This window comes from Lysinibacillus sp. CD3-6 (genome assembly GCF_006351725.2).
Taxonomy (GTDB): domain Bacteria; phylum Bacillota; class Bacilli; order Bacillales_A; family Planococcaceae; genus Lysinibacillus.
In genome coordinates this window covers 800,714-820,065 of record NZ_CP085880.1, presented here as the reverse complement: position 1 = coordinate 820,065, position 19,352 = coordinate 800,714, and the positions used below count along the sequence as shown (strand labels likewise).

General features: G+C 38.8%; 23 protein-coding genes. 6 read left to right on the top strand and 17 right to left on the bottom strand.

All coding sequences use genetic code 11. From position 1 onward, the window contains the following. From FH508_RS03695 to kynU, 8 genes are all read right to left on the bottom strand, one after another. Positions 1–891 carry an acetaldehyde dehydrogenase (acetylating) gene (locus tag FH508_RS03695; RefSeq protein ID WP_139860642.1) on the bottom strand — a complete coding sequence of 297 codons (891 nt, stop codon included), beginning with the start codon at positions 889–891 and terminating at the stop codon, positions 1–3. A gap of 19 nt (positions 892–910) precedes the next feature. Beyond that, positions 911–1,636, bottom strand: a complete 726-nt coding sequence (locus FH508_RS03690; RefSeq protein WP_139860648.1) for a 2-keto-4-pentenoate hydratase — start codon at positions 1,634–1,636, stop codon at positions 911–913. A gap of 124 nt (positions 1,637–1,760) precedes the next feature. Continuing rightward, positions 1,761–3,230: an aldehyde dehydrogenase gene (locus tag FH508_RS03685; RefSeq protein WP_217270171.1), complete on the bottom strand. Its 1,470-nt coding sequence runs from the start codon at positions 3,228–3,230 to the stop codon at positions 1,761–1,763. A gap of 11 nt (positions 3,231–3,241) precedes the next feature. Beyond that, complete coding sequence (locus tag FH508_RS03680) at positions 3,242–3,688, bottom strand: RidA family protein (RefSeq protein ID WP_139859705.1); 447 nt, start codon at positions 3,686–3,688, stop codon at positions 3,242–3,244. After that, positions 3,685–4,701: an amidohydrolase family protein gene (locus FH508_RS03675; protein ID WP_228134376.1), complete on the bottom strand. Its 1,017-nt coding sequence runs from the start codon at positions 4,699–4,701 to the stop codon at positions 3,685–3,687. The genes FH508_RS03680 and FH508_RS03675 overlap by 4 nt, the downstream gene beginning before the upstream one ends. Beyond that, complete coding sequence (locus tag FH508_RS03670) at positions 4,686–5,219, bottom strand: 3-hydroxyanthranilate 3,4-dioxygenase (protein ID WP_139859707.1); 534 nt, start codon at positions 5,217–5,219, stop codon at positions 4,686–4,688. The genes FH508_RS03675 and FH508_RS03670 overlap by 16 nt, the downstream gene beginning before the upstream one ends. Positions 5,220–5,318: 99 nt before the next feature. After that, positions 5,319–6,752, bottom strand: a complete 1,434-nt coding sequence (locus FH508_RS03665; protein WP_139859709.1) for an amino acid permease — start codon at positions 6,750–6,752, stop codon at positions 5,319–5,321. Positions 6,753–6,778: 26 nt separating this feature from the next. Continuing rightward, positions 6,779–8,059 (bottom strand): kynureninase, encoded by a 1,281-nt coding sequence (kynU, locus tag FH508_RS03660; protein WP_173478132.1) that lies wholly within the window; start codon positions 8,057–8,059, stop codon positions 6,779–6,781. 215 nt (positions 8,060–8,274) lie between these two features. On the opposite strand from kynU, the gene FH508_RS03655 reads away from it, so the two are divergent. After that, positions 8,275–8,892: a TetR/AcrR family transcriptional regulator gene (locus FH508_RS03655; protein ID WP_173478063.1), complete on the top strand. Its 618-nt coding sequence runs from the start codon at positions 8,275–8,277 to the stop codon at positions 8,890–8,892. Positions 8,893–9,342: 450 nt separating this feature from the next. Next, positions 9,343–11,118, top strand: a complete 1,776-nt coding sequence (locus tag FH508_RS03650; RefSeq protein ID WP_173478064.1) for an LVIVD repeat-containing protein — start codon at positions 9,343–9,345, stop codon at positions 11,116–11,118. Between the two features lie 275 nt (positions 11,119–11,393). Here the strand turns inward: FH508_RS03650 and FH508_RS03645 are convergent, their stop codons facing one another. Then, positions 11,394–12,212, bottom strand: a complete 819-nt coding sequence (locus FH508_RS03645; RefSeq protein ID WP_139860168.1) for a thermonuclease family protein — start codon at positions 12,210–12,212, stop codon at positions 11,394–11,396. Positions 12,213–12,680: 468 nt separating this feature from the next. After that, positions 12,681–13,262, bottom strand: coding sequence for a phosphatidylglycerophosphatase A family protein (locus tag FH508_RS03640; RefSeq protein WP_139860170.1), 582 nt, complete (start codon positions 13,260–13,262; stop codon positions 12,681–12,683). 112 nt (positions 13,263–13,374) lie between these two features. Between FH508_RS03640 and FH508_RS03635 the strand changes: the two genes are divergently transcribed. The 3 genes from FH508_RS03635 to FH508_RS03625 all read left to right on the top strand — a co-directional run bounded on the left by FH508_RS03635 (position 13,375) and on the right by FH508_RS03625 (position 15,125). Next, the gene (locus FH508_RS03635; protein ID WP_139860172.1) at positions 13,375–14,094 is read left to right on the top strand and encodes an alpha/beta hydrolase; all 720 of its coding nucleotides are present in this window, start codon (positions 13,375–13,377) and stop codon (positions 14,092–14,094) included. Positions 14,095–14,177: 83 nt separating this feature from the next. Continuing rightward, positions 14,178–14,693 (top strand): YjcG family protein, encoded by a 516-nt coding sequence (locus tag FH508_RS03630; RefSeq protein WP_173478065.1) that lies wholly within the window; start codon positions 14,178–14,180, stop codon positions 14,691–14,693. A 3-nt stretch (positions 14,694–14,696) separates the two neighbouring features. Further along, positions 14,697–15,125: a GNAT family N-acetyltransferase gene (locus FH508_RS03625; protein WP_173478066.1), complete on the top strand. Its 429-nt coding sequence runs from the start codon at positions 14,697–14,699 to the stop codon at positions 15,123–15,125. Between the two features lie 126 nt (positions 15,126–15,251). Here FH508_RS03625 and FH508_RS03620 read toward each other — a convergent pair whose 3' ends face one another. The 6 genes from FH508_RS03620 to FH508_RS03595 form a co-directional block, all read right to left on the bottom strand. Beyond that, positions 15,252–15,500: a stage VI sporulation protein F gene (locus tag FH508_RS03620; RefSeq protein ID WP_173478067.1), complete on the bottom strand. Its 249-nt coding sequence runs from the start codon at positions 15,498–15,500 to the stop codon at positions 15,252–15,254. A 193-nt stretch (positions 15,501–15,693) separates the two neighbouring features. Next, a complete protein-coding gene (locus FH508_RS24080; protein ID WP_173478133.1) occupies positions 15,694–15,819 on the bottom strand; it encodes a YjcZ family sporulation protein in 126 nt (41 codons plus the stop codon). Positions 15,820–15,922: 103 nt separating this feature from the next. After that, positions 15,923–16,288 (bottom strand): stage V sporulation protein AE, encoded by a 366-nt coding sequence (spoVAE, locus tag FH508_RS03610; protein WP_173478068.1) that lies wholly within the window; start codon positions 16,286–16,288, stop codon positions 15,923–15,925. 9 nt (positions 16,289–16,297) lie between these two features. Then, a complete protein-coding gene (locus tag FH508_RS03605; protein ID WP_173478069.1) occupies positions 16,298–17,293 on the bottom strand; it encodes a stage V sporulation protein AD in 996 nt (331 codons plus the stop codon). Then, positions 17,287–17,742, bottom strand: coding sequence for a stage V sporulation protein AC (gene spoVAC / locus FH508_RS03600; protein WP_173478070.1), 456 nt, complete (start codon positions 17,740–17,742; stop codon positions 17,287–17,289). Before spoVAC ends, FH508_RS03605 begins: the two co-directional genes overlap by 7 nt. Then, entirely contained in the window at positions 17,742–18,146 is a 405-nt protein-coding gene (locus FH508_RS03595) for a YhcN/YlaJ family sporulation lipoprotein (protein ID WP_228134375.1), read from the bottom strand. The genes spoVAC and FH508_RS03595 overlap by 1 nt, the downstream gene beginning before the upstream one ends. Positions 18,147–18,280: 134 nt before the next feature. Here FH508_RS03595 and FH508_RS03590 point away from each other — a divergent pair, with 134 nt between their 5' ends. Continuing rightward, positions 18,281–18,805, top strand: a complete 525-nt coding sequence (locus tag FH508_RS03590) for a CotY/CotZ family spore coat protein (protein WP_173478071.1) — start codon at positions 18,281–18,283, stop codon at positions 18,803–18,805. A gap of 66 nt (positions 18,806–18,871) precedes the next feature. Here the strand turns inward: FH508_RS03590 and FH508_RS03585 are convergent, their stop codons facing one another. Continuing rightward, positions 18,872–19,300: a hypothetical protein gene (locus FH508_RS03585; protein WP_173478072.1), complete on the bottom strand. Its 429-nt coding sequence runs from the start codon at positions 19,298–19,300 to the stop codon at positions 18,872–18,874. Between the last annotated feature and the right edge of the window lie 52 nt (positions 19,301–19,352).

Here is a 19,352-nt window from a genome sequence, read left to right as displayed (position 1 = left end):
TTAATGCGTCTCTAATGTCGTTCTTTCTAACATGGCCCGCGCAAAATCTTCCGCAACACGTGTTGCAGCAGCTGTCATAATATCTAAATTCCCTGCATACGGAGGGAAATAATCTCCAGCACCTTCTACTTCTATAAAGATTGTTACACGATTGCCATCAAATAATGGCTCCTGTCTGAGACGATAGCCTGGCACATATGCCTTCACTTTCTCTACCATTGTATAAATAGAATCACGAATTGCCTCTTCTTTCATATTTTTCACTTCACAATAAATCGTGTCTCGCATAAGGATAGGTGGGTCTGCAGGGTTTAAAATAATGAGCGCTTTTCCAGTATTTGCTCCACCTACTTCTTCGATTCCACGGCGCGTCGTAATTGTAAACTCGTCAATATTTTCCCTCGTCCCTGGTCCTGCACTTAAGCTTGAAATAGTCGCCACAATTTCCCCATATAGTACATCTGCAACTTGGTTGACCGCATAGACGATCGGAATCGTCGCCTGGCCACCACACGTAATCATATTGACATTGTGTAAATCGAGTAAGTTTTCCGTAGTCCCCACTGCTGGACAAAAGAACGGTCCTCTTGCTGCTGGTGTTAAATCAATCGCTAAAATTCCTAGCTCCTTCAATACTTTCGCATGGCGTACGTGAGCTTTCGCTGATGTGGCGTCAAACACGATAGCCGCCATGTTAGGATTGGCAACGATAGCTTCGATGCCATTTGAATATGTCGCATACCCTTTCTCTGCTGCACGCTTCAAACCTTCTGATTGTGAATCTATCCCAATCATCGCCACCACTTCAATCACTTCACTGCGCTCTAATTTATAAAGCAAATCAGTGCCTATGTTTCCTGTGCCCAGTATAGCTGCTTTGATTTTGCCCATATCCTTCTCTCCTTTCACATTATTCAAAGTGAACTGTTACTGATCCGATGCCTCCAAATTTCGCTTCAATCCTATCCCCAACATTTACTACAACTGCCGCAGATAAAGCGCCAGGTAAAATAAGCTCGCCTTTTTTAAGTGTAATGCCAAACTCATGTAATTTATTTGCCAACCAAGCAATAGCGTGTGCAGGGTGTCCCAGTGCAGCAGCCCCTGCCCCTGTCGCGAGTAGCTCTCCATTTTTGTAAAGTGCCATGCTTGCTGTCCGTAAATCAACTTCATTTACCTTCGCCTTTTCATGTCCGACGATGACCTTTGCAGACGAGCCATTATCAGCTACTGTATCAATTAATTTAATGCGCCACTCCTCTACTCTGCTATCAATTACTTCAATTGTCGGCACGATATAGTCAGTAGCCATCATGACATCGAGAAAGGTTACATTCGGTCCTACTAAATCCTCTCCAAGTACGAAACCAATTTCCGCCTCAATTTTTGGGGAAAGCATGCTAGACACTTTTATAATAGCTTCATTTCCAAACACCATATCATCTAATATATGACCATAATCTGGCTCGTCCACATGGAGCATTTTTTTCATAGCTACACTTGTTAAACCAACCTTTTTACCAACGACGTGTCGACCTTCATCCAGCTTCATTTTTACTGTTTCAAGCTGTATTTCATAAGCATCCTTTATGCTTAAACTTGCATCCGACTCTGTTAAAGGAACGATGCTTTGCATTGTTTTTTCAGCTGTTAGTAATTGTGTGGCATAATGCTTAATTTTCTCTGACACCACATTCACTCTCCTTAGTAAAACAAACAAAAGCGGTTGCTATACCAACTTTTGTTTGTTTATTCATTCCTTATTTTTTCACGGTAATTGTTTTTGTTTCACTATAGAACTCAAAGCTATGACGACCGCCTTCGCGCCCAATACCACTAGCTTTCGCTCCACCAAATGGAGTCCTTAAATCCCGCACATACCAGCAATTCACCCATAATAAGCCCGCATGAATTTGGGCTGTCACACGCTGTCCTCTCCGTAAATCATTCGTCCATACTACCCCTGCCAATCCATAAATAGAATCGTTCGCTATCTGAATAGCTTCTTCTTCTGTTTTAAATGGAATAATGACAGGGACAGGACCAAATATTTCCTCTTGAGCAACGCGCATATGATTATTGACATCGTACAAAACAGTCGGCTCATAGAAGTTCCCTTCAGGTAATGTAGCGACAGCCTTACCACCGTAAGCTAGTTTCGCCCCTTCAGCTAGACCAATTTTCACATACTCATCTACAAGCTTTAAATGCCCCTTCGAAACTAAAGCACCCATATCTGTTGTCATATCGAGCGGGTTTCCGACTTTAATTTGTTTCACAGCTGCCACGAATTTATCTAAAAATTGATCATAAATACTTACCTGCACTAAAATTCGGGAGCCTGCTAAGCAAATTTCTCCTTGATTGCGATAAATGGCTTCGATTGACCCTGATACTGCTTCTTCTAAATCAGCATCTTCAAACACAATATTAGCTGATTTGCCACCAAGCTCTAACGAAACTGGGATTAAATTTTGAGCAGCATTACGCATAACCGTTTTTCCTGTATTTGATTCACCCACGAAGGAGATTCTCTTCACAGCAGGGTTTGTCGCCATTTCTGTTCCCACAATACCACCTGGACCTGTCAGAATATTTAGCACCCCTGGAGGTAATCCCGCCTCATTCGCTATTTCTCCAAGCATGATGGCACTTAGCGGTGTATAAGATGCAGGCTTGATGACAACGGTATTACCTACAGCAAGAGCAGCAGATGCCTTCCACGTCATTTGCATAAACGGCAAGTTCCACGGAATAATTAAGCTTGTCACACCGACTGGGGCATACTGCACATATGAGTAATGCTTGCTTTGATCATAATGCTCGTGCGTCATATATTTCGCCATCTCCACGAAGAAACGGAAGTTAGCAGCCGCTCGAGGTATATCAAATTCTAGACTCTCCCGTATTGGCTTACCTACGTCTAACGTTTCGACATAGGCAAGTTTTTCAACATTCTTCATTATTAAATCAGCCATTTTGCATAAAATGCGGGAGCGCTCCTCAACAGGCATCTTGCTCCATACACCACTAGCAAATGTTTTATGTGCAACTTCTATTGCGCGCTTTGCATCTTCTTGTCCGCCATTTGCTACTGATGCTAATATTTCATTTGTAGCGGGATTAATCGTATCGAAAGTTTCACCTGATAAGGCTTCTACATAATGGCCACCAATGAATAGTTTGGCATCTTTTAAATATTTTCCTTCGATTACTTTTTCATTAATCAATGCCACTCCTCCTATTCTTCGATTTCAATAATCATCTCTATTTCGATTGCTGTATTATTAGGTAATTGAGCCATACCAACAGCAGAGCGCCCGTGCTTACCCTTCTCTCCGAAAACCTTCCCAATTAAATCTGAGGCTCCATTCATTACTTTAGGCTGCTCAATGAAATCCTCCGTGCAATTTACCATCCCTAATACTTTGACAAATTGCTTCACTTTACTTAATTCGCCTATTTCATGTTTCACTACACTGAGTAGGTTAAGCATCGATTGCTGTGCTGCTAAATAGCCTTCTTCTGTCGTCAAATCTCTCCCTAGCTTACCGTGGTACTGATCCACACCCTGTCCTGCGGTAAATAAAAGATTGCCTGTCCTTACACAACCTACATAGTCTCCCCAAGCAGGACGTAAAGGTGGTAATTCAAGTCCTAACTGTGCAAGTCTTTCCTCTGGTGTCATGATTCGATCTCTTCCTTTATCTCGATATTTAAAAAGGCTAGGGCATTTCTTCCTAAAATATCCCTTCTTTGTTCTTCTGAAAGATGAAGTGTCTCATCCACTATCTTCCCTGGTGGGATTTCCCTTAATAAGAAGGGATAGTCTGAGCCCATCACAATTTTGTCTACTCCAAATCGATCAATTAAATATTGAAGATTTAGCGGATCATAATTTAAAGAATCAAAATAGAAATTTTTCGCATAATAGCTCGGTGGTTTACTCGTTAAGCGTAGATGTGGCCATACTTTCCACCCTTGATCTAAGCGAGGTAAAATATAAGGAAAAGAGCCGCCACCGTGTGCAAAACACACTTTAAGTTTTGGGAATTTTTCGATAACTCCGCCGTTAATAAGACTAGCAGCCGCAAGCGCAGTTTCACTTGGCATTCCTACCGTGTACATAAAATTATGGCGTGGCATTCGGTCCTTCCCAAGCGTTTCCCACGGGTGAATAAATAAAGGAACTTGCCATTTCTCCGCCATTTCGAAAAATGCTGTAAAAGCTGGGTCGTCTAAATTTTTGCCGTTTATATTCGTCCCGATTTCGATGCCTTTAAGCCCTAGCTCATGTATGCAACGATCCATTTCACGAATAGCTACCTCTACATCTTGGAGTGGCACTGTGCCAAGACCGATAAATCGCTTCGGATATTGCTTCACCGTATTCGCAATAAAGTCGTTTTGAATACGAGCCATTTCCTCTGCCGCATGTGGCTCCGCCCAATAGGAAAACGTCACAGGAATCGGGGACAATACTTGTATATCCACCCCTTCAGCATCCATATCCTGTATGCGTTTTTCTGGGCTCCATACTTGGTCTGTCACTTCTCTAAACACTTTTCCTGCCACCATAATATTCGCACCACATGTACATGTTTTTTCTAATGTTGGCCAGCGCTCTCCGCCAAACTTCTCCACAAAGTTAGGAATATCCTCTGGAATAATATGCGTATGGAAATCTACTCGCATTGCCATAAACTCACTTCTTCAGACATTACATGACCGCAATTTTTACATGTGCGCAGCTCTAAACTACCATTGAATTCTTCAATTGCACCTTTCACTTGTGTTTCGATATCTGTTAATTGCACTGTTTTTTTGTGCATTTGTTGATCACAGTTTTCACAGAACCATACGAAGTCCTCTAGCTCTCCCTCTGCTCGCTTCCTTTCTACGACAAGTCCATATGTGTCAGCAATTCGATGAGGAGAGTGCGGCACATTGGCTGGTAGCATGAACACTTCCCCTTCTTTAATTGTAATCACTTCACGCTTTCCTTCATTAATTACCTCAACGAAGCAATCGCCTTTAATTTGATAAAAGAACTCATCAGATGGATCGACATGGAAATCTCGACGGCGATTAGGTCCGCCCAAAATCATACAAATAAACTCCGAATCCTCCCATAGCACTTTATTGTTAACAGGTGGCTTTAAAGAATGCTTATTTTCTTCGATCCATTTTAATAGATTAAATGCTTGTAATGTTGCCATACGAAAACCACTCCTCTAAAATTTTATATTTATGTTTTTTTATGGATTTTAAAACCGTGCTGAAATGGCTTACCGACTGCATACCATGATTGCCTACAGCTAAATAATCCCGCTTCCTGAGCTCTCTGTAGTATCTTCTACAATAACCGAAGATTTCGTGTTCGCCTTCTTCCAGAAGAAGTAACAAACTGTAATAAAGATTAACCAAGGGAACCCTAGTGTTAATGTAGCTTTAAAGTCTGGTGAGAACCATGTTGATAGTACAACAGACGTTAACAGGACTGCTCCGAAAATTGTTAAGTACGGATAACCAATCATTCTTACTGGTAATTTGCGCCCGTTCGTTTCATTCCATTTTTTACGGAAGAACAGATGTGTAATAAAAATCATAAACCAAGCAAACATCGCACCAAAGCTAGAAAGCGAAATCATCGTTGCAAAAGCTGCATCTGGTCTGACAACTGTAAAAATTGTCGCGATGGCGATACCGATAACAGAAGCAAATAATGCAACTGAAGGTACGTTTTTACTATTTAATTTACCTAATACTTTCGGGGCATAGCCACCTCTTGATAAAGAAAACATCATACGTGTAGAAATATATAATTGACTATTCATCGCAGAAAGCGCTGCTACAAGTACGACGAAATTCATAATAGCTGCTGCTCCTGGGATATTCATAATTTCCATTACTTTTACGAATGGACTCTTATCGATTCCTGCCATCCCCCAAGGCACGATCATCAGCATTAAAGAAAGTGTTAATAAGTAAAACAGTACAAGTCGAACAACGGCTGAACGAAGCGCGATCGGCACTGCTTTTTCCGGATCCTTTGCTTCACCAGCACTAACAGCAATCATTTCAATACTTAAATAACTGAACAACGATACAAATATAGCAATCCACATTCCCCATACCCCATTAGGGAAGAATCCACCGTCATTTGTATAATTTTGAGTACCAATAGCTGCGCTACTATCCGCGCCAACAATGACATATACCGCTAGAATAATAAATCCAACAATCGCAGCCACTTTAATGATTGAAAACCAATATTCAACAGCACCAAATAATTTGACCGTTGTTGCGTTGACATACATAAGCACTGCTGCAAACAAGACTATCCAAACGATGGCAGGCACGGTCGGAAACCAATACTTCATATAAACGGCTACAGCTGTAACCTCCGTCCCGATTGCACATACTAAACTAAACCAATACGAATAGCGTACCGTAAAGCCAGCCCACGGATTAATATACTTCTCAGCATAGGCACCAAACGACCCTGTCACTGGATGAGCTACAGTCATTTCTGCTAAGCAGCCCATAAGTAATAATGCAATTAATGCACCGATTGTATAGCTAATAATGACACTTGGCCCTGCCAAGCCAATTGCCAAGCCACTTCCTAAAAATAACCCGGTCCCGATTGCTCCACCAATGGCAATCATCGTCAACTGACGTGTCGTTAAGCTCTGACTTAATCCCTTTTCTCTTTCAACGATATCTTGCAAACGATTGTCTTGTGACATACATTTCCCCCCTTTGATATTGTCGTTTAAGATACTACATTTCTTTCCTTCCCGTACTTTTCATATTGCTTTTCTGTCACGATTGCCTTTAATATTTCGACGGTTTCCCACACCTCCTCGAATGATGTATAAAAGGCGATTGGTGCGAGACGAATAATATTAGGCGGTCTAAAGTCTGGAATGACACCCTTATCAATTAAAGCTTTGCAAATTCGAACCGCCTCATCATGCTCTAAGCAAACATGCCCCCCTCGTCTATCATCTTCATCTGGATTGCCAATTGAAAAGCCAAGCTCAGTTAGCTCTTGCTCGATTAAGTCCATCATATATCGTGTAAGCTTTAATGATTTTTGACGAATATTTTCGATACCAGCCTCCGCAAACATTTCTAATGAGCCGATTATAGGGGCTAAGCTCAGCACGTGCGGTGTACCCATTTGAAATGCCCCTGCAGATTCTTCCACATCTAATGTATGTGCCATATCAAACTGTTTATCTTTTTTGGAGCTGTACCAGCCAGCTAAGCCAGGATGAATTCCGAAATGCTTTTTATTCACATACAAGCCAGCGACTGAACCAGGACCACCGTTGAGATACTTATAGTTACACCATATAGCAAAATCAACATTCCACTCACTGAAGTAATGCGGAATTGCCCCAATGGAATGACAAGCATCAAAGCCAATGCAAATGCCTCTTGCTTGTGCTTCAGCAGTTAAGCGTTTTATATCTAGTAGCTGACCACTTCTGTAAAGGACAGTTGGCAGCAATATGAGCGCTATCTCATCTGTCATTGCCGCGATAATATCCTCTTCTAAAATTAGCTTGCCATCACGACTTTTCACACGTACTAAATGCTCATCTGGATCATAGCCTTTTAACTTTATTTGACTTTGTAGCGCATAAATATCTGATGGAAATGTTAATTCATCCGCTAAAATTTTTGTTCGTCGCCCTTCTGGTTTATAAAATGTTGCGACAGCTTGATGAATATTGGAAGTCGTAGAACCAGCAATAATGACTTCGTTTTTCTCAGCTCCGATTAGCGGTGCACACATTTCTCCGAGCTTCTCTGAAATGAAAAACCATGGATACTTACCAGTTGTCCACCCTTTAATCCCATATGCTTTCCACGATTCCATTAATTCACTGACATTTCTCTCTGCTCTTTTGGACATTAAGCCTAAGGAATTGCCATCCATGTAAATAACACCTGATTGTAAATAAAATTCATCGCGGTATGATCGAAATGAATCATTCGCATCATATTGTTTTGCTTGCTCATTTTTGTAAACGCTTTCTCTAATCCCCAAAATGCTCTCCCCCGTTTTTTAAATTTTCTGAATATGTTCATAGTCTAAAATAAAGTTGACATGGTGTCAATATTATTTCTACCAAATTTTTCAACGTCATTTGTAAAAATATTTCAAATGGTCTATGATTAAATGAAATAAATCAATGGATTATCAAGTAATCGCACGCTTATTATAAATAAAACAAGTCATATCTTGGAGGTCATTTTATGAGTGGAGAAACGAAGCAAATCGACGGAAGAAATATGCGCTCTATCGCAACGAAACAAAAATTATTGGATGCCGCGCGTGACGTTTTCTATGAATGTGGCTTTAAAAAAACTACTATCTCTCAAATTATTAAGAGAGCAGAAACTGGTTATGGAACAGCTTATGTACACTTCAAAGGAAAAGATGAGATTTTAATCGCACTCATGGAAACGGTCATGCAGGAATTTCTTGATATGGCACACACACCTTTCCTCCCTACTAGCAAAGAAGAAGCAAAAGAGCTTGTCTTAAAACAAGTCACTGCTTTTTTAACGATGGCAAAATCCAATAAAGATATTATGAAAGTATTCGCAGAAGCGATTAGCCTTTCCCCTGCCGTGAATGAAAAGTGGGATGACATCCGAAAAACGAACATTCATTTTATTATCCGCGATATTACATATGCGCAAAGTCAAGGCTTAGTTCGATCAGATTTAAAAATCGATATCGTCGCACGCTCATGGTTTTTAATCAATGAAAACCACCAATGGGACCTCGTGCGTGATGATACGTCTGCCTCTATTGAGGATATCGCATGGACGATTACAACGATGTATATCGATGGGTTATACAAATAAAAAAACTAGATCAAGAACTGACCTAGTTATGTGAGACACATATAAAACACCTCATTAGGCTGCTTGCTTCCCAAATTATAGGGGAGTTAAGTAGCCTAATTTTTTTCTAATCGTTTCTCATTATATTCTCTCATATATTTCACGACACGTAATCTCGTCACTTCATTATCCCCACAATTCCCTCTGTGTGACCTACTAGCCTGGCACCAATTTCCGAGCTCTAATTATTGCGTATAGAAGGATTGGAAACTAAAACGAAACAAAGTCTAAATATTCAGAAAATAAAAGTTGACACCGTGTCATATATAATTGTAGTATTTATTTAGTTCCGGAACAACTAAAGTACAATTTTTCAGCTTCAAATTATTTGTCACCTATCCAATCTACATGTCTTTAGTAAAATGCTCTTACGCTTTAAAAAATTCATAGATTTCTAGGGGGATTGCGTTGATGAAAAAATTTAAGTCACATCCTTTTCTGAGTCATTTAGCTTTTACCTTTCTTATGTTGGGCATTATTTTATTCTTGTCTTTAGGTACTGCCGCAGCGAACGATGAAGCTAAAAATGAAGAAAAGCAGGAAGCACCGCGCACAGGTCTGAACAAAAATGCACCTGATGCACCACTGCCAACGAAAAAGGAAGGCACAACAAAGCTTTTACCAGGTGAACCAAAAGAGCCCGCGAAAGACAGTTGGGGCTATGATGCAAAGACAGGCATTTTCACTCACCCAGCCGCAACACCAGATAATGAAGGTCCACAACCATTTGAAGGGAGTTTGCCTTATCTAGATCAAAATCAATATACAAAAAATATGAATGTAGAAGCATTCTATCCATACGTTATTGGTTGGGGACATAGCTGGCAAGCTACTTTCGATCTAGACGGTCGTCGCTATTTATACGATCTTGAAACAGATATGTACAATGTATTCGATATTACAGATCCTAAAAACGCCAAGCGTATTGCCAATAAATTAATTGACACAGATAAGGGAGACAATCGCTTCGGTCCAATGACAGTAAAATACAATAAAAAGTTGGACAAAACAATTGCCGTTCAATGTTACGAAGTACCACGTTATGGTGTTCTATCGAATAAGTATGAATACCCTGAGCAAGTAAAGGCTATTAAAGAAAAAGAAATGCTGCGTGGATTCCGTATTTTTGAAGTGACAAGCCCATTATTTTCAGAATGGGAGCTGCTATCTGAAACACCTTTAGATGCGAAAGCAAATGCAAGTGACCTTGTACAAGAAGGCTCTGGCTGTCAAGACGTACCTGTCTATGATGGTGGAGATTATTTATTTGTTGCAGGTGCACCTGATGATTCCTTCAGCAATACAGAGTATAAAAGCTATTTATACTCAGGTGCACAAATGGCTTTTGATATTTCAGACCCCTCTAATCCGAAACGTCTTTCAACTTGGTGGGTGCCAGGTCAACGTGTAGGTGAAGAAGCAGCCTATAACAAAAACCCCCGCGCTGGCAACAAAACAACATGGATGGGCGCTCGCATGCCGCTATTCATTCCGACACCTGTAGAAAAAGGTGGCAAATACGGCTATGCAGCAATGGGTGGCTTTGGGTTTTATATTGTCGACATATCCGATCCATCAAATATGAAAACGGTTTCACATATTGACATGCCTATGAGTGTTAGCGGTACTGAAGGGGATAATATTGACGTTTCAAAAGTCGAAAGCACAGGCATTGTTTACTATAGCGGCTATCCACTTAGCGAAGATTGCCATGAGCCTTATAAGGATATTTACGCAATCGATGTCAACGATCCGCTTAAGCCTAAAATCATTAGTACGTTAAAACGCCCGACACCACCAGAATCAGCACCTTTCACAGACTTTTGCCAACGTCGCGGCAGCTTTGGACCGAAGCGTAGTGGCTATGCAACTATTAATCCAGGTGTTCCGAGCGAACAATATATCCCTTATGCCTTCTACAATGCAGGTGTCCAAATTTTTGACGTAACTAACCCAACAGAATCAACAATCGAAGCATACTTTGTGCCGAAGATGTCTGGAGAAATTCCAAATGAAGATGGCACAACTACAACAAGCGATCATTCTAATCCAGTACACGGCATTTTCGTCGAATGGGACCGAAATTTAATTTGGGCATTTTCCAACCATGGCATGTACGCCCTATCTACACCTTTACTCGGTGACCCGATCATCGGTTTACCGAAGCCCGTAGAGGAGAAAAAATAAACGCTAAAAAGTAAAAAGCAAACTAAAAAACCGAACGACTATTGAAAAGTCGTTCGGTTTTTTTATGCTCGGAAGTGAATTGTTCCACATCCCTTCAAAGTGAAAAGATTTAGCAAAACAAGGGCTGCCAGAGCATTGGACACGTAAGACACGCAATTGGTCGGCGCATCAACAAGTAATACTAAACCTAATGGGCGCTTATCCATAGATTACATACACGTTTATTACTTTATTTATCGAGGCTTCAAATCTAAAAATATAAAACTTCAAATATTTTATTGCTTTGCTGGAACGAATCCATTTTCCACTGCCTCTTCCTCAGTACAAAACATTTCTTCCGCTACAGTATTGTCATAATCACGTTGACCAGGCATGTGGTATATTTTATTTCCTTTCGCATTAATATTTCCTTTAATTACACAACTATTATTATTAGTCTTCTTAGATTCGCCATTATTTGTTGCAGCATCATCTTTCTGATCTTTTGTTGCAGCATAATAGGCTTCTTTATCATAACCGCGATTTGTTACATAGTCTTCCACTGACCAGATACCAAGGGCTGACTGTTGGGCGGTTTTTTGAATGGATTTAAACCAATCGACATGCTTCGTATTTGGAGCATATATATAAGCTACACGTGCTAAGCCATTTTTTAATAACTGTTCTTGAACACTAATACCATCTTTAGTATAAATATATGCTAGTAATCTTTTATATTTATCTCGATAGGACACATCGAATTCTAAGTAAACCGTATCTTGACCAGCTAATAATTGCTTTGTAAATTCTTTCGCCTCAGGTCCGTACGGTTGGACGCCTAATGTCTCATGATTCGTTTCAGGCGTATCCACAAGTAAAAAACGAACTTTTTCAGAGCTGCCATTATATTTAATTCTTATCGTATCACCGTCAATGACACTTTCTAGCTCAAATTCTTCAAATTTACTGACATCATGCTTTTCAGCAGTGTCCTTTGTGGCAGTGACAATTCCTTGTATATCTTCAGTTTTTATACTTTCTGTGCTAGATTCTTCTTCCGTACATCCACTAATAAGCAATGTTAAAAAGAACAATGCAAAAAATAACTTTTTCAAATTCAAATCCTACTTCCTTCTATTTTCCATAACAAAAATCCTCAGTTCGATACAAAACTGAAGATGTCAAAATTCATCTAAATATTAAATACAACACAACTGCAAATATAATCGTTCCGCTAGTAATTAACGTCTTAATATCTTTGTCACTCATTTTTAGTACCTCTCTTCTTACCTTCATAATATTTAATACTATTATCAATAAAGTCGGCGAATAGCACAATGATTTTGATTTGTTTTCTTCTGCTAAATTTGTTAAGAAAACTTACAGTAATACTCCATTGTTCGACTTTAGTCGACCAATCTACCCGCGGCTTTATGCTAGACAATCGTAAGCTATGCCTTAGCAAAAATCAACTTGCTATGCAAAAAAGACTGTAGATAAACTCGGTTATGTTCGAGTTTATTTACAGTCTAAGCCTGCTTATATTAATGGAGAAATCAATTGCATTGATGTACCATTAAATATTAAATTTCATTATGTGGTTTTGGTTTTGGGCCAAGTTCTTCTGGCTCAATATCTGCAAATGTTTCGCCTTCCTCTTCTAAGTCACGCATACGGTGCGCAATACGTGAGGCTGCCGAAGCTGCAATACTGCCAACTAAATCATCTAAAAATGTATTAACATGCTGTCCTGGCTCTGTGTCGAGTTTTTTTATGATACCGATTTTTTGTTTATCTAAATGTCCAAATGTTGTTACAGCAATACTTCCATATGTAAACACAGACCCCAGCGCAATTGTTTCATCTACTCCGAATAATCCTTCATCAGATTCGATAATTTGTTGAAGAGGTGATGATAATAGCCCTTTTTCAGCTAGCTCATCTAGCTCTATTCCAACTAATAGTGCATGCTGGACTTCACGTTTACGCAATACACGTTCAACCGAATGAATACAATGCTCTAATGTTAAACCTACATTGTAGGATTTTTGCATCTCATAAACAATTTCAGCAATGTCCTCTAATTTTACACCACGACGAATTAGTGCAGCTTGAGCCGCTTTCGCCACTTCTTCTGAATGTACGCGAATACTTTTATCGTGCATAACTAACCCTCATTTCAGTTTTTTTGCTAGTATTACGCTAGCCCAACCTATTATACCTTTACTTTCGTAATATGGTACAATTTTGTCACAAACACATGAAGGAGTGTCATCATTGGATAAGGGAACTGTACAAGATTTAAAATTCTATAGTGAAGCATTACAGGAGGAATTAGAGCTATATATTTATGTCCCTGCTAATTATTCTCCACTATACAAATATAATATTTTAATCGCATCAGACGGTAAAGACTATTTCCAACTAGGAGGTATTACAAAACTAGCCGATGAACTTATAGATGACTATGAAATCGAGAATTTAATCATTGCATTCGTTCCATATAAAGATATTAAAGATCGCCGACATAAATATATTCCAAGTGGCGAACAACATGAAGCCTATTTGCGATTTTTAGCACATGAACTTGTTCCTTATTTGGATGCTGAATATGCAACATACCAAATGGGTATGAGTCGCGCGGTTATTGGTGATTCTATGGCTGCAACCGCTTCCTTAATGGCTGCTTTAAAGTATCCAAGCATCTTTGGTAAAGTTATTTTACAATCACCTTATGTTGATGAAGATGTACTGAAAGCTGTTGAACAATTCAAAGATCCAGGGGCTATTTCTATTTATCATATCGTAGGCAAAAACGAAGATAAAGTTGTAACAATGGATAAAACTGTTAAAGATTTCTTAACTCCAAATCGTCGGTTGCATAATCTTATGTTAAGCAAAGGCTTTTCTACATTTTATGAAGAGTTCGATGGTAATCATACATGGAAATATTGGAAACCTGATTTAAGACGTGCATTAATCGAAAATTTCAATTAATGTTGGGCGATTCAAATTACGTATTTTGAATTTTCTGTTATACTTAGATAGAAAAATTGTTTATTTACGGGAGGTAATGGACTATGAAGTACGGAATTGTGGCATTTCCATCAAAAAAATTGCAAGATTTAGCGAACACGTATCGCAAGCGTTACGATCCGCATTATGCAAAGATTACACCGCATATGACGTTAAAGGACAGCTTTGATGCAACGGAAGAAGATATTCAATCTATCGTGAAGCAATTAGATGACATTGCTGCCAATCAAGCACCTTTAAGCATTCATGCATCACGCATTAGTTCGTTTTTCCCAACAACAAATGCGATTTATTTCCGCATCGAACCAACTGAACAATTACAAGCATTCCATCGTGTAATTGAAGAAAAAATTCCATTTGGGGATTCTAAACATGTATTTGTTCCACACATTACAATTGCACAGAAAATGACTGATTCAGAGCATGATGACATTTTTGGCCAACTCCGTATGACAGGGGTTGATGAAAAAGATAGTATTGATCGTATTCATCTTTTATATCAATTGGAAGATGGGTCATGGACAACATATGAAACATTCCGATTGACTGGAGCTGAATAATTTTTGTATAACGTTAAGATTGTTGAAACAGAGAAAGAGCATGATGATGCATTTGCGGTTCGAAAAAAGGTTTTTGTAGAGGAACAAGGTGTTCCACTTCATTTAGAATGTGATGCGCAAGATAAAACTGCAACACATTTCATTATGTATGAGGGCGATGAACCAGTTGGTGCTGCTCGTCTCCGTAGCATTGAAGACCAAACTGCAAAAATTGAACGCGTATGTATTTTACAAAGTCAACGTGGCAAAAAACTTGGGGCTTTAATAATGAAGGAAATGGAAAAATACGCGATTTCCATCGACCAAAAGAAATTAAAACTCCATGCGCAGAGCTACGCTGTTCCCTTTTATGAAAAGCTTGGCTATACGGTAACATCTCCTGAATTTATGGATGCAGGTATACCACATCGTGCAATGGAAAAAAAGATTTAATTAATAGGTGTTACGATATGCAAAGCATAGTCGTAACACCTTTTTTTATTTCTTAGAAAATCGCTTTCTACTAATTAAGTAGCTATTTAAGCTCTTTCATATTCAAATGGTGCTAGCTTTGAAGTATTACTTCATCATTTTAGCAAGCTTTTCGAAATCTAGTGAAGCACCATCTTGAATAATGGAGTTTACGATTTTATCTTCCAACTCTTGTGTGATTTGTCTATTAGACACTTTGCCCACACGACGTACAATTTTTCTTACTTGTTTTTCATTGGTAAAATCCGCATGTTGAATTGCATTTGCTAATGCAAAGATTTCATCCATTGAAACGCCTGTCTTTTGTTCAATCGAATTAAAAAACGAGCGATGCATGTTCCCCCTCCTATCAATTCCACCTCAACTTCATTGTCGTTAATGTTTGGAAGCAAACGCATAGCACTTGCCCAAAATCTATGACAACTGTTGGAGGCTTTAACCTAATTTAGTAAGCTATTTATATACTTACAGAAATAAAGTTAAAGCCTAATACTCAAAACCTTTTTAGAAAACACTAGTAGCTAGTAAATTAGTTTACAAAAGTTGCACCAACAATAATAAGAAGAATGAATAGGACAACTATTAGAACAAATGTTGAGCCATAGCCACTATTGTTGTTATTACCTCCACAATAATTATTGTTCCAGCTATTCATCCCTGCATAAGGTTGTGCACACCAGCCCTGATATCCCATAAAAGCACCCCTCCCTTCTACAACCTATAATATGTAAAGTTGCAGATAAGAGAGGGGTATTCGTCTAGTCAATATTCCCTTTTGGTTTAAAAATTAATGCTCCAATAAATCCAAAAACAATAGCTGCGCTGATTCCTGAGCTTGTTACTTCAAACATTCCCGTTAATACGCCTACTAATCCATGTTTTTCTGCTTCAGCCATTGCTCCATGTGTTAAGGAGTTACCAAATGACGTAATTGGTACTGTAGCACCAGCACCCGCTAAATGAATTAGCGGCTCGTATAACCCCATTCCATCTAAAATGGCACCAACGACAACTAACGTACTTAATGTATGTGCTGGTGTCAATTTACCAACATCCATTAATAATTGACCGATTACACAGATAATGCCTCCTACTATAAATGCAAAAATAAATGTCGTAACCATGCTATTGCCTCATTTCATTGTAATTTCTATCGCATGTGCCGTACATGGAATTGTTTCTTTTTGTTGGAATGAAAGTGGAGATAGTAGCGCACCTGTCGCTACAAGAAGCACACGTTTATATGTGCCTGCTCGGAGTTCTTGAATAACATAACTAAAAAAAACAGCCGCTGAACAGCCTGCTCCACTTGCCCCAGATTGAAATGCTTCATCTTGACCGTAAAATTCCGCTCCAGCATCGCGTAAAAGTGTTAGCTCTTCATTTTTTATGCCACTCTCAACAAGCATCCCTTTAAGAAGTTTTAAGCCAAGCTGTCCTAAATCACCCGTTAAAATTAAATCATAATGATAAATTTCTTGCTTTCGGTCCTCAAGATGTGCCTTGATTGTTTGAAAGGCAGCAGGTGCCATTGCAGCGCCCATATGGAAAGGATCATCCATTCCATAATCAATTACCTTTCCAACTGTCGCCGCTTCAATACATGGAGCGTCCTCTTGATGTTTGCCAATAAGTGCATACCCAGCAGCGGTTACTGTCCACTGCGCCGTTTGAGGTTTTTGTGCCCCGTAATTGATAGGATAACGAAATTGGCGTTCTACCGCATTGTGCTGACTTGATGCACCAGCAATTGAAAAATTTGCGGCTCCAATCTCTGTTAAAAGGCTAGCTACAATAACAGAAGAGACCGAGGTAGCACAAGCTGAAAATAGTCCGATAAATGGAATGGCTAATTCCCTTGCAGCAAAATTTGTAGGTGTCATTTGATTAACTAAATCGCCACCTAACAAAAAATCGACTTCCCCAGTTGAAATGCCACCTTTTTTCATTACAATTTCACTGGCTTCTTCAATCATTTTTCGATGGCCTTGTTCATTTGTTTCCATTTGCCAGCGCTCATCGTCGTAAATCGTATCGAAATATTGTTTAAACGTACTACGGTCCTCTAACGGCCCTGCCACCACACCACCAGCTAACAGTGATGGTTTGGATGGAAAAATGATTACCATGAGACCACCCCTATCGTTACAAGAATATATTTAATAAGTGCTACAAAAAATGCAGATACTACTCCAAATAAAACAACCGATCCAGCTAATTTGAATAAGTTACCGCCAACACCAAGTACTAGACCTTCTGATTTATGTTCAATTGCAGCCGATATAACAGCGTTACCAAAACCTGTAACTGGCACTGCTGAACCCGCTCCAGCGAATTGACCAATTTTTTTGTATAAACCTAAGCCAGTTAAAATCATTGCAAAAAACACCATTGTGGCAACGGTAGGATTCCCTGCTGTTGCTTCTGTGAAATTAAAGAAAACGATATAAAAAAGAGAAACTGCCTGTCCGATTGTACAAATAAGGCCTCCTACTAAAAATGCTTTTACAGCATTTTTTAAGTAAGGTGGAGTCGGTGTTATATTTTGCTCAAGTTGTTGATATTGCTCTTTTTCCATTATGTTTCCTCCTTTGCAAGCTTTGTTAGCTCCGTTATTTTTTTGCTTAGTTTATTATCTTCAAGTTGATCCTTTTTTATTTTATTTGCTTCATAAAATATTTTATAATCAGCTGAAACGAAAATTTCTTTGTTAGGGTATTTTTCATCAAACTTCTTTTGTAGTTTTTTCTCTAATTTAGTCTTATTCCATTTTTTTATTGGTTTAATTTGCACGGCAACAAGCATTTTATCGTCATATTGAATAACCGTTGATTTTTCAACAAATTTTTCTTCTTTTAATAACGATTCCAGCTCTTCCTCATTTTGAGGAGAACCATAAACAATAAATTTTTCTTTTTCCGTGCATCCAATAAGCAATGTCATACAAACTAATAGAGGCAACATCATTCTTAATAACCTCAAGTTATTTACCCTCCTTTTCTTCACAGTTTCTCCACACAGAAAAAAACTATTCATTTGAATAAGTAAACGAAAGCCCGAGTCCATTTTTTAAAAGTACATATTGTAGAAGTATTAGAAAGAAAGGAGGTGACGATATGGGTTGTGGTAAACCAACAAATCCTATTGGACCTATCCAATCAGCAGGCTGCGTATGTGACGTAGTTCGTGCAATTCTAGATATTCAAAATCAAGCGGTGCGAGATGAGTGTTCTCCATGTACAGCAAACTGTTTCTTAGAACCACTAGGCGGGATTGTAAGTCCTGCACGTTCAGCAGCAGACACACGCGTATTCATGTTAATTACAAAAGACGGTACTCCATTTAAAGCATTCTTTAGCTCACCATCAGCAGATCCTTGTAAATGTACATCAGTATTTTTCCGTGTCGAAGATATGTTTGATGAATGCTGTGCTACTTTACGTGTTTTAGAACCTTTATGTACTTATGATTCTACTGAAAGCACAGTTGACTTATTAAGTCGTGATGGCTGCTGCGTTAATATGAAGAAAATTTGTAAAGTAGATGATTGGAACTCCACTGATAGCTGTATTACTGTGGATCTATCTTGTTTCTGCGCTGTACAATGTATCGCTGATGTTGACTTAGGGATTTGTGATTAAGTCTTTCTCCTTTGACACACTACACATAAAAAAAAAGTGTACAGCATCCTCTGCTGTACACTTTTTTTATAATGTTGGCAATTTTTTTCCTCGCCATAATATTTGTTCGATATCTTCAAAGTAAATAATTTCTTGTGTATTAAATTCCCTCGACGTCAACATAAGTGAATCCTCTTGCAAATCAGAAGCAGTTCCACTCAATTTTCTACCATCTTTTAAACTAATTAATAATGGCTGGTAGGCCTTTTGACGAAATGGTTTTTCCAAAAATCGCAACTGTTTAATTAAATACTCATCAATTTGTTCTTCTTTTACTTGGAATTCTACTTTTTCTTCCTTTTGTTTTAACAGCGCTTCTTCTTCACTCGACTCGCTTGCATATTGATCCCTTACATACACAGACGTACTTTCATCCAAATCAAGTTCATGTAGCATTTTGGAAATGTTTAAGAAATAAGTTGGTGATTTTATATATAGGCGTGGCTCTCGCTCCACAATTATCACTTCCCTTTTTTCCCTACAATATGCTAAAACGAAGAAATTGGTT